The organism is Aequorivita sp. H23M31 (assembly GCF_004022485.1).
Lineage (GTDB): Bacteria > Bacteroidota > Bacteroidia > Flavobacteriales > Flavobacteriaceae > Aequorivita > Aequorivita ciconiae.
Map to the genome: position 1 here is coordinate 3269296 of NZ_CP034951.1, position 12328 is coordinate 3281623.

Consider the following 12328-nt stretch of genomic DNA (forward strand, 5'->3'; position numbering starts at 1 on the left):
TTTCGCCGCAACTTTGTTTAACTAATAATCACATTCCCTTCCTTGGGAATTAAAAACCTCATATTATGAAAACATTTAAAAAATCTATTTTAATTTTAATGGCAGTCGTTGCAGTTAGTCTTACCTCTTGTAAAAAGGATGATGATGGTGGAGGGGGCGGAAGCACTGCTTCTGGTACGGTAAGTGCGAAAGTAAATGGCTCTGGGTATACCTCCGATGTTCTTCTTACATCAGCGATTCTAACTAATTCCAATGGCACGAGTTCTCTTCTTATTTCGGCTAACACTATGAATGGCAAAAATATCACTTTGTCCATAATGAGTTTTTTCGACGGAGTGGGTACTTATAATATTGGTGGAGGTGCGAATGTATTTACCAGTGCCAGCTATACCGAAGTGGATATTGCCAATCCTACGAATCAGAAAACCTGGGTTGCTCCTTATGACGAGACGGTGGCTGGCGAGATTAAAGTTTCTGAAATCACGGATACATTTGTTAAAGGTACTTTTTATTTCAATGCTAAAAGTGACATTGATGGAACAAGAGAAATTACAGAAGGTTCATTCAATGTGAATTTACAGTAACAGTAATTTTCCAGAAGTTCGCATTATTTTTAATCTCGATAATGATTGGCAGGAGAGCCGGAGAAAAACGAAAGTTTGTCTTCGGTTTTTTTGTTGAAGATGGATGGGGAAAAAAATCGAGGAGTTAAGGAGTTGAGAAGTTGAGGATTTTAGGAGTGAAATGAGTTTTGTACTACTTTTTTTTAGACCCCTCCACCAATCCATAATAAGAGTTGAGAAGTTGATTTAAAACGAAATTTTAAGCTAAAAATATCGATATAATTTAAAATTTTCAAATAGAAATAGAAACTAGAGCTAAAAACCACAAAACTCTACCTACCACCCATTTCCCTTTCCCGACTAAAAAGAATACGACATCTGCCCTATTGAATTAGCTTTTTAAACGCGTCATCTTTGACATATCAATACTAATAACTAACCATTATGAAAACTTCGACACTTTTTATTTTAATATTTTCCTATATAATGATTATTGCAAATCCTGTTTCTGCGCAGAAAGCTGAACAACCGGATTTCCGATATGATACCCGCGCTAAAATAAATGATATGACATTAACCCAGGGCGGAACCATGGTGGTAGCGACCAACGATGGTCTTGTGGGAATAAAACCGGGGAGCAATGAACTGTTGTTCGATTTTACCGAATATGGTAAGGTAAAACCCGAGGAACTTACTTTTGTGCCAAATGCACCTTATGTAATAATCTATCAAGGTGGTTTTGCGAATTTAAGTTCTAAAAAAACCGTAATAGATTATATGTCAGGGCAAACTTTGTTTAGCACCGAAACCAATGGTTGGAAAGATGTTATAACCTGTGATGTTATGATGCCACAAAACAAATTGGTGGTGAGCGGCAATCGAACTTCAAAAGAACAGTATGCGGCACAAGTTGCGGTTTATGACCTTAATACTGGTAAAGAAGATTACAGATTTGATATTGGCGAACCTGGCAGAGTTGGAATTGCTAAATCTTATGTAGTCACTGGCAGACCACTGTTATTGAAGAATAGCCTGGTGTTGCCAACCTCGCAAGGGGTTTTTAATATGGAGACTAAAACTGGCGAATTGTTATGGCAAAATAAGATGAAAAACATGAATTCACTTGTTGCCGATGGAACCGAAAAAGAAATTTACGCTTTTGAGAGTGTTAACAATGGTAAAAATACACGGATTCATAAGATAAGCATTAACGGTGGCGAACTTTGGAAGGATGATCATAAAGTGAAGGGAGAAGTTGTAAATTTTGAAATTCTTCCAAATGGCATTGCGGTCGTGAGCAATCAAAGTGATGGAGGTAGTAATAGTGTTTTTGCTCGAAGCAACGAATCTAATATCGCATTTTTAAGTGCTTCCAATGGTGAGGATCTTTGGGATAAAGCTCCAAAAACGAAAGGCTATGTCCAACATTTCTATGTAATGGACGACGGTATTCTCTTCGGAATCTATCAAGGAGGAATCAATAAAATTTCATTTGATGGACAAACCCTCTTTAAAAAACCTCTAAAAACAGGTGAAAACATTCTAACTATGGCACATACCTCGCAGGGACTTATCTATATCACTTCTGAAGATGCCAACATTGTTAACCTAAGTACCGGTGATGCCGTATGGGGGAAGCCTCTAAAATATAAGAGAGCGAGTGCGGTAAGCTCTACTTTCGATGCCAAAAACAATAGATACCTTATAAGTGCCGACGAAACTTTGTATGCAGTAGATGCAAACTCAGGAGAGGTCAGTACCTTGGCATCAACAAAATTTGAAGGAAAGGAAGCTCCATCCAATGTAGAAGTGCGTACCGATGGAATCTTGGTAAGCAGCGACCAAAATATGCTGTTGATGGATTGGAACGGGCAACCTAAATGGCAAGAATATTATCGCGCCCCAGGAAAAAGTGCAATGGGCGCTATTTTGGCGGGAGTTACGGCAGTGGCTACAGCAACCACGGCGGTTGCAGCGGCCAACTCATCGGTTCAAAACAAATTGTCAGGATATGATAGCCAATCCCGACGCGATGCTGAGTTAGCTGGTGGTATGGCGGCAGCTAGTGGAGCTTCTATAGCCGAAATGATGAAGCGATTTAAGGCTACCGCTGCGACAGAAAACGATCAGTTTATTTTGACAAAATTGGATGACGGTGTAGGTCTTGTAAAACTAAATAAGGATACTGGTGAGAAAGCAAAGGAAATTGTACTAAAGGACAAAAAACCCGAATATGTGGTTGATGATCTTGGAGGTATTTTGTATTACAAAGCGGATAACAATTCAATTTTCGCTTATGATCTAAGAAAATAATCACTAACCAGATTAGAATTTAAATTTCAAGTGAAGTGAGGAGCACTTGAGGTTTAGGACCCCATAAAGTTTTTATGGGGTTAATTTTTTTTATAGGTTAAGAAGAACCGCATATTATTTTTAATGGAAATTGCATTGTTGTCGAATTTAATTAGTTAATTGATTGCAATATATATTTTATTTTTAGGAAATATATGAAGATTCAATCGTCCAACTTTTTTTAGTGGAATATTTTTCTGAAATTCGCATTCAACTAACAATCAATGCCATGAGAATTACCTTAATACTTTGCTTCCTCCTCTCGTATTCATTCGCACTCGCCCAATATTCTGTGGATTGGACCGTAGCGCCCCTTAATCCCATTCCCGAGCAATATACCCTAAACCACTATAAACTGAATGGAAAAGTGGAATCATTTACAGACGTTTATGGAAAGACTACTACCACATTTAATAGGCAGGGTAAGGCAATATCGCGAACTGGCGAAACCGATCAGACCATTTGGGTTTATGATAGTCTGGGGCGCTTGGCCCAGCAAAAGTGGGGCGATAGTCTCTTGGTTATGGCTACTTACAAAACAAATGAAAAGGGTTTTATTACTAACATAGCCTTCGAAGGAGGAAGAGTTTTAGATATTAAATATGATAAGAAAGGATTATTTATATCAAAAATGGAAGGAGATACCACGGTAGTAAAATATTCCTACGATGCAAAAAACCGGGTGGTCCAAGAGGAATTTTTCTACCATGGGGTTCCAAATATGTTAGCTCTTTACGAATATACCGATTCCCCAGAAGGCTTAACAGTTAAAACAACCCACATAAACAGGAATTTGGGTGAAATGGATGTTTATACTCAAAAATTTAATGACAGGGGAGATATGGTGATGAGGGACAATAAGAAGCAAAATTTTAAATATGACTCCCATTACAATATCCTCTCTAGCACGGGTAGAGATTTTCCGGTTAAATATGAATATGTTTATTTTGATGAGGTACCGAATAAAAAGAAAAAGTGACGCATATAATGTAATTTTACCATGGCACAACCATAAAAAAGTACATATCTTTTAACATTCTTCTTTTTTATGTACATTAGGCGAAAATTCTGTAGATGTTTTTTAGCCGCTCCTTGTGCATCTTTTTAGTGGCGGTCTTTGCAATTTCTCAATGTTATTCCCAAAAGGGACAAATAGATAAAACACTTCTAAAGGCTTATCAAAGTTCCGATTCTTCTGACTATTATTTCAACTCCGCAAAAAAGATGGTTCGGCAGAAAGCTGACTCTGCAAATTATCTCTATTTTAAAGCCTTTAAAAAAATTGCTCTTTCCCAAAATGACAGTGCTGCTTATTATTTTGATAGAGCCATTCCACTTCTAAAGAATTTAGATAGCCTTAATCGGTTGCGAAAATGTTATAATCAGTATCACCACATTAAATTGGCGGCGGGAAATTATGAAAGTGCGCTGGAATATTCCCAAAAAGCTCTTTCGGTTGCCGAGCAATTAAAAGATACCGCCTATATTTCCCTTCATTTATCGGATATCGGAAATGTCTATCACGATTTCGAAGATTATAAAAAAGGTGTTTTTTACGCAAAGAAAGCCTTTGACATCATGAATTCTTCATCAAAGAAGGATTACAAATACCTCATCTTCGCAAATAACGTTATCGGGATCAATTTTGACGATTGGAAGAAACCTGATAGTGCCCTTTTTTATCATTACAAAAATTTAAAATACCTCCAGGAAGTAGAAGACACGTTGCGCTATAGTTTCGTTTATAATAATATTGGGAACACGCTTTTAAAACAAAAAAAGTATTCCGAAGCTAAAAAATACCAAGCCCGCGCCTTAGCGATGGATAAAATCAAGAATGAAAGTTATTTCCTGGCTTCCGATTATACCAATATGGGAACCATAGCTTATAATGAGAACAATAACCAACTTGCGAAGGAATACTTTGCAGAGGCTGAAGTCTATGCTAAAAAAAGTGGAAGTATCGAAAAGATGAGGGATCTGGCCCTGCAGCGCGCTTGGTTCTATAAAAAAATCGGCGATTATAAAAAGGCCTATGAATTTCAGGAGAAGTTTTTTGTATTGAGAGATTCCGTTTTCAATGAGCAACGCGCTGGCAAAGTTGCGGAAATGGAAACGAGATATGAAACGGAAAAAAAGGAAAAAGCCTTAGCCGAATCAAGAGCAGATCTTGCGGAAAGTCAATTGAGGGTAGAGCAGAGAAACATTTTTATTTATGGTTTGATTGCATTGGCAATTATTTTGGGTTTATTAATTTATCTTATTTTCTTTCGTCATAAATTAAAAACGCGACAGTTGCAAAAGGAAGGGGAGCTTAAACTTGCCTTGAGTAAAATCGAAACCCAAAATCAGTTGGAGGAACAACGGCTCCGTATCTCTCGCGACTTGCACGATAATATAGGATCTCAGCTCACTTTTATTATTTCATCCCTAGATACTTTAAAATATAGACTGGGTGAAACTGCGCGCGAAACAACGGCTCAACTTTCATCCATCAGCAAATTTACCGCACAGACTATTTATGAACTTCGGGATACAATCTGGGCCATGAACAAATCCGATATTTCCGTTGAGGATCTTCAGGTGCGTATTTCAAATTTTATTGAAAACGCTAAAAATTCTAGCAGCGTCCATATCCGCTTTTATGATTTTTTAAAAGATAAACATTTTTCATCCGTCCAGGGTATGAATATTTACCGAATTATGCAGGAGGCGGTAAACAATGCTTTAAAGTATTCTGAAGCAACCGAGATAACAATAACACTCTCCGAAACCTCAAATTCTTTAGATGAATATCCTTCGAGCATTATGATGGAAGTGAAAGACAATGGGAAAGGCTTTGACCTTCAAAAGCCAGAATTTGGAAATGGTATAGCGAATATTAAAAAACGGGCATCGGATTTGGGTGGCAAAGTGGAAATAATCTCGAACCTGAATGAAGGTACTGTCGTGCGGTTAAAACTAAAAAATTCAGAATAAAATAAATAGGGCATTTGCCTTATTTGTAATGGAAGCTAACTAGGGTAATTTTAGAGATTAATCTTTTCTAAAAGAATGTTATCTCCATTGGCAATATCGATACTATTTATTCTCATCCTATTTGGTATGGGGCTTTGGTTTTATAAGGGAAATCAGGCTCTTACACATTTGCACGAACACTCCGTTAATCAATTGGAAAACGCTATTCAGAACAATAAGGATCAAATAAGATTTAGAAACTCCAATCTTCACCTTTATGATTTTCAGAAATACAATCTTATTGAATGCTTGGTTGCGCAACAAGAAATATTACTTTCATAATATGCTCATAATTAGACTTTTATCGTTGTTCTTTTTTGTTGTTTTTGTTAGTAATTTTGGATTTTCCCAACAAAAATATGGTATAAGCATTGACAGTCTCAATCAGCAGGCAATTTCAATCTATAAATCCGATCCCCAAAAAGCACTTTCCATATTAAATACAGCCTTGAAAAAGTCTGAATCCCTTCGGAATAATGCTTATATGGCACTTACTAAAAATAATCTAGGCATTGTAAATAGGGAAATTGGTGAATTTGAAAGAGCCAAAACTTTTTCAGAAGAAGCTGTCGCAATTTCTAAAGATGAACTCGTTCAAGCTTCAGCATATAATAATCTTGGCGCAGTGTCCAGAAAAATGGGGCGGTATCAGGATGCAATAGAATATTACTTAAGTGCCTTAAAAATTTACCAGGAAAAAAATCTTGAAAAGGAGCAAGCCACAGTAAATAATAACATTGGAATGGTTTATAGTGTCCTGGAAATGAATGAAAAAGCAATTGAATATCATTTAAAGGCTAAGGATTTTTTTGAAGAAGTGAGCGACAAGAAGGGTATATCCGAAGCCTACAATAATATTGCAATAATTTACGCCCAAGAGGGCAATTTTGAGGAGGCCTTATCTTATTTTAAACACTCACTTAAAGTTGAAAGGGAGTTGAACGATAGGAAAGGCATTGCAGAATCGGAGAATAACGTGGGTGGTGTTTATTATTATATGGGAAAAGCAGATTCGGCGCTTTTTTACTTTGAATCCTCGGCGAGAATTGAAAAATCTATTGGCAACTTTTCGGGAGTTGGGGCTAGTTATAATAATATAGCCCAAGTTATGATGGAGAATAATCAAGTAAAGGCATCTAAAATCTATATAGATTCCGCATACTATTATGCATCTAAAAGCCAAACCTCCCACGATGTAGAAATGGCGCTCTATAACTATTATGAATTCTATAATGCCAATAGTGACTTTAAAAACTCCCTGAAATTTTACAAGAATTATTCTGAATATAAGGATAGTATCTTGAGTTTGTCCAACATCCAGTCCCTTCAAGAATTGGAAATTAAATATCAAACAGAAAGAAAAGAAAACGAAATTTTACACCAACGCGCGCAACTTGCTGAGAAGGAGCTGGAAGTGCGCAAAAAAAACACCTTTATATTTGGCAGTTTGGGCTTGGCTCTTGTGCTGGGGTTAATTGGGTATTTACTGTACAACCAACAAAAACTAAAAAACCGCCAGCTTCATCGTGAAAGCGAGCTTAAATCTGCCCTGGCAAAAATAGAAACCCAAAACAAACTCCAGGAGCAACGTTTAAGGATTTCCCGTGATTTGCATGATAATATTGGAGCTCAATTGACCTTTATTATTTCAAGTATAGATAATTTGAAATACGGTTTTACGGACATTGGTCAAAAATTGGGAGATAAACTTTCTGGAATTAGCAGTTTTACTGCTCAAACTATTTATGAACTTCGGGATACTATTTGGGCGATGAACAAAGAAAATATAACTTTTGAAGATCTGCATGCTCGTATTGCCAACTTTATCGAACACGCCAAGAATGCTTCCGGGAAAACCGATTTTTCCTTTAATTTGGGTGAAACATTAGACCCAGGACATATGTTTTCCTCAGTTGAGGGAATGAATATTTACCGAATTATCCAGGAAGCTGTAAACAACGCTTTAAAATATTCCAATGCCGAAGTCGTCGAAACCAACATCTCTAAAGGAACAAAACAATATCACATTGAAATTTCGGATAATGGAAAAGGTTTTGATCCGGGCACAGTTAAAATGGGCAACGGACTCAATAATATGAAAAAACGGAGTCGCGAAATTGGTGGTCAAATACATTTTATTTCAGAAATAAATAAGGGGACAAAGGTGATTTTGAAATTTCCCATAAAGAAATAATTTTTTTATCCAATTCTCTGAAATGATTTCTCCCGAATCTTCGGGAACGATTTCGATATCAAAATAGGGCATTTGCCTTATTTCGAATCCGTATTGCAATTCGTATTTTCAGTATCTTTAAAACCAATACCTTATACAAGATGGTCAAGATCGCAATTGTTGATGATAACACCTTCCTCATCCACGCTATAAAGGAAAAACTTTCCTTTTTTGATGACGTGGTTTTAAAGCATACTTCATTAAACGGGAGTGATCTTTTAACTAAATTGGAAGAAAACCATAATCTAGATCTGATCTTAATGGATATTGAAATGCCTGTTTTAAATGGTATCGAGGCCACTCAAATAGTAAAACAAAAATATCCACACATTAAAATAGTAATGCTTACAGCTTTTGACAATGACGAACATATCTTTAATGCCATAAAAGCCGGAGCAGACGGGTATCTTTTAAAGGAAATCAATCCACAGGACTTATATCAGGGGATATTGGAAACCTTAAAAGGGGGCGCGGCAATGAATCCATCCATTGCGATGAAGACTCTGAAACTTCTCAGAAAACCAATAGATATTCAGAATCCGTGTGATCAAGAAGAAATCTCGCTTTCAGATAGAGAAATTGAGGTTTTGGAGCAGTTGAGCACGGGGCTTAGTTATACCGTTATTGCCAAACATCTTTTCCTTTCGCCGAGTACGGTACGAAAGCATATTGAAAATATCTACAAAAAACTACAGGTACACAGTAAGATCGAGGCTGTTCAGAAGGCGAAAAACCATAATATTATTTAGACTTAAATACAGGTAGCTCCCTTCGTTTTTCTATAGTATTAATGATAGCACTTCAGCAATAAATGAGACTCAGATATTTATCTTAGCTGACTGGACTTTTAGGTAGATAGCTTAAAAGCAAAAAAAAAGCCATTAAACGTAAGATTAATGGCTTTTGAAAAAGATTTTTACTGATTACAGGCGAGTATATTTTTGCACTAGAACAAATTCTTCGTCGCGAGTTTCGATTTCCAAAGTTGATTGGCTCAAGGTCAGGATTTTAACAGTTTCCATCTCTTCACCAATGCCTACTGTCAAATTATTTCCATTTCGAGTATAAGGGAGAGCTTCGGTGTCAAAATTTTCGCAGTCATCACCATAATAATCTTTTATGGTAATATATTTCGAATCAAAAGTAATTACGCTTTTCAATTCACATGCATCCAAAGGCAAAGTTACATTGTTTAATTTTTGTGAAGTGATTTTCCAGCTACCGATCAAGGAGGCTGAATTATCGTCATCGTTTTTACTACATCCAACAAGAAGAACTGTCAACAACAGAGCAAGGCTTAAATTTTTTAATAATTTCATAATTTTTGGTTTTTAAGATTAAAATGACGGCAAAAATAACTTTTTTTAACTAGGAGAAAAGTAAATTTTAAGATTATAATAAACTTTCTGTTTATCAAAAATAAACTTGATTTTAATTAACTAAGAATATGTTTGTTAGATTTTTATTGGCCTTTTGGTGAATATTCATTGGTTTAACGATTCTTTAATTGATATCTTTGTCCCAATTAAAAATTAAGTTTAATCTAACCAAAAAATTATGAAAATATTTAAAAGGGGAATTTTCGTTGTGTTGATGGCTTTTGCCGTAACCATTACATCGTGCAGTAAAGATGATGACAATGGTCCTGGGGGAGGAGATAGTGTAGGAACCTTAACGGCAAAAATTAATGGGGAAAATTATCGATCTCTTCCCGAAGAGGCAGAAGCTTTTCTATATATAATAGAGGATCAACGGACTTTGGCTATTGCCGGCAGAGACGCACAAGGGCGAGAAATTGGGGTTTCTGTGAACAACTTTTCTGGAACTGGCACCTATAATATTTTCGATATGGATGGTGATCTAGGACTAGGAATGTATTTCGAAGGAGACGGAGATGCAACTCAAGGATGGCTGCTACCTGTTGAAGGTGAGGCGCCTGGAAAATTGGTAGTGACTGATTATTCAGCAGGAAACAGAATAAAAGGAACCTTTCATTTTACGGTGATGAACCCTAGTAACAATTCAATTAAAAGAATTACCGACGGTGTTTTTGATGTAAGAGTGGATTCAAACTAAGATTAATTAAGATTGTTTTCTTATCAAGAGGGCGAACTGTTAAGTGTCGCCCTTTTTTCTTGATTACATACGGGTATATTTTTGTAGATAAACGCAACCCTCACCCCGAGTCTCAACCTCCAAAGTAGATTGGGTCAACCCCAAAATTGTACCTACTATAATCTCAGAACCTGATCAATTGTCAATTTATCTCCATTTCGGGTATAAGACCTGACATTTGTCTCCTCCAGAATTTGATTTTCTCCTAGAGCTTGTTTTAGAAAGTAATTTGTTGGGTATTTATCGAAGGTGATACATTCTCCGTATGTGAGTTGGATTTCATCATTTCAGTTTAAAATAAATTGTATTTTTACCTACTTCATAATTAAATCACCACAAAACAAATCTTACGCATGAAAAAACTTTTTATCCTCACTTTTACGTGTTCCCTTATTTCATACTCTTTTATTTTTTCACAGGAAAAAAATAGTGTTGTTGATGGAATAGTTAAAGAAGCCTATGAAAATTCCCAACTTGAAACCCTCGGCCACGAATTGATGGACGATATTGGCCCACGCCTTGTTGGAACGCCACAGATGCAAAAAGCTCACGATTGGGCGATAGCAAAATATAAATCTTGGGGAATCTCTGCCGAAAACCAACAATGGGGCGAATGGAAAGGATGGGAGCGTGGCATTACGCATATTGATATGATCCATCCTCGGGTTCAAACTTTGGAAGGAACTCAGTTAGCGTGGAATCCAGGTACTTCGAAAAAGGGAGTTACTGCGGAATGTATTATTCTACCAGAGATAAAAGATTCTATTTCCTTTCAAAAATGGCTACCCACAGTAAAAGGAAAATTTGTTATGGTTGCCATGAAGCAACCTACGGGAAGACCAGATTACAACTGGGAAGAATGGGCTACGCCAGAATCTTTTGAGAAGATGAAAAAGAATAGAACCGAAATGACAAGAGCTTGGTACGCAAATATTGCAAAAAGTGGATACGACAGCAGAAGCATAATCCCAGCATTGGAAAAAGCAGGAGCTGCCGGAATCGTAGATAATTATTGGTCTAATGGTTTTGGTGTGGATAAAATATTTGGAGCTCGTACCAAAAAGATTCCTACAGTAGATATTCAGTTGGAAGATTACACCATGTTGTACCGAATGGTAGAGCACGGAGATAAACCTCAAATACATGTTGTTGCCGAATCGAAGGATTTGGGCGTAGTGCCTGCCTTTAATACAATAGCCGAAATTAAAGGAACAGAAAAACCAGAAGAATATGTAATCCTTTCCGCACATTTTGATTCGTGGGACGGTGGAACCGGAGCTACGGATAATGGAACTGGTACACTTGTAATGATGGAAGCAATGCGTATTCTTAAAAAGGTTTATCCAAACCCAAAACGTACGATTTTGGTAGGTCATTGGGGCAGTGAGGAACAAGGATTAAATGGTTCGTCTGCTTTTGTTGCAGATCATCCCGAAATCATTAAAAACATGCAAGCTTCTTTTAACCAAGATAATGGAACAGGAAGAGTTGTAAGCATTAACGGTGCTGGGTTTTTACAATCCTACGATTATATTTCACGATGGTTAAGCGCAGTTCCCGATACTATTAGAAAACATATCGAGACTTCTTTTCCAGGGTCACCCGCTCGCGGAGGTTCGGATAATGCAAGTTTTGTTGCTGCGGGAGCGCCTGGTTTTAGTTTGAGTTCGTTGAGCTGGAGCTACTGGAATTACACTTGGCACACCAATCGCGACACCTATGATAAAATTGTGTTTGATGATGTACAGAGCAACGTAATCTTAACTGCTATCTTAGCCTACATGGCTTCCGAAGATCCAGAGCGAGCTTCTTGGGAAAAGGTGAAATTGCCAATAGATAAGAAAACGGGTGAACCTCAAGAATGGCCTACCCAAAGAGTTCCTGAAAGAAAAGGAGGTCTCTAAAATCGGAAAATTTTAAACAACAAAATCCCAAATTCCAATTGCGAGCGTAGCAATCAGAATTTGGGATTTTTCATTTTAATCACTCTACCTTCTGTCAGTTCGAGCGCAGTCGAGAACGATTGTCAGTCCAACCTATCAAAAAA

General features: G+C 37.0%; 9 protein-coding genes. 8 read left to right on the plus strand and 1 reads right to left on the minus strand.

All coding sequences use genetic code 11. The annotated features are described in order from the left end of the window. Positions 1 to 65: 65 nt before the first annotated feature. The 6 genes from EI546_RS14365 (at position 66) to EI546_RS14390 (ending at position 8915) form a co-directional block, all read left to right on the plus strand. Positions 66 to 584, plus strand: a complete 519-nt coding sequence (locus EI546_RS14365) for a DUF6252 family protein (RefSeq protein ID WP_128251191.1) — start codon at positions 66 to 68, stop codon at positions 582 to 584. Between the two features lie 423 nt (positions 585 to 1007). Continuing rightward, entirely contained in the window at positions 1008 to 2876 is a 1869-nt protein-coding gene (locus EI546_RS14370) for an outer membrane protein assembly factor BamB family protein (RefSeq protein ID WP_128251192.1), read from the plus strand. Between the two features lie 268 nt (positions 2877 to 3144). Beyond that, positions 3145 to 3894: a hypothetical protein gene (locus EI546_RS14375; RefSeq protein WP_128251193.1), complete on the plus strand. Its 750-nt coding sequence runs from the start codon at positions 3145 to 3147 to the stop codon at positions 3892 to 3894. Between the two features lie 95 nt (positions 3895 to 3989). Beyond that, positions 3990 to 5894, plus strand: coding sequence for an ATP-binding protein (locus tag EI546_RS14380; protein WP_128251194.1), 1905 nt, complete (start codon positions 3990 to 3992; stop codon positions 5892 to 5894). A gap of 256 nt (positions 5895 to 6150) precedes the next feature. Continuing rightward, entirely contained in the window at positions 6151 to 8127 is a 1977-nt protein-coding gene (locus EI546_RS14385; RefSeq protein ID WP_128251195.1) for a tetratricopeptide repeat-containing sensor histidine kinase, read from the plus strand. Between the two features lie 140 nt (positions 8128 to 8267). Beyond that, a complete protein-coding gene (locus tag EI546_RS14390) occupies positions 8268 to 8915 on the plus strand; it encodes a response regulator (protein ID WP_128251196.1) in 648 nt (215 codons plus the stop codon). A gap of 174 nt (positions 8916 to 9089) precedes the next feature. Here EI546_RS14390 and EI546_RS14395 read toward each other — a convergent pair whose 3' ends face one another. Beyond that, positions 9090 to 9485, minus strand: a complete 396-nt coding sequence (locus EI546_RS14395; RefSeq protein ID WP_128251197.1) for a lipocalin-like domain-containing protein — start codon at positions 9483 to 9485, stop codon at positions 9090 to 9092. 238 nt (positions 9486 to 9723) lie between these two features. Between EI546_RS14395 and EI546_RS14400 the strand changes: the two genes are divergently transcribed. Then, positions 9724 to 10242: a hypothetical protein gene (locus tag EI546_RS14400; protein WP_128251198.1), complete on the plus strand. Its 519-nt coding sequence runs from the start codon at positions 9724 to 9726 to the stop codon at positions 10240 to 10242. A gap of 392 nt (positions 10243 to 10634) precedes the next feature. Beyond that, complete coding sequence (locus EI546_RS14405; RefSeq protein ID WP_128251199.1) at positions 10635 to 12185, plus strand: M20/M25/M40 family metallo-hydrolase; 1551 nt, start codon at positions 10635 to 10637, stop codon at positions 12183 to 12185. Positions 12186 to 12328 lie beyond the last annotated feature (143 nt).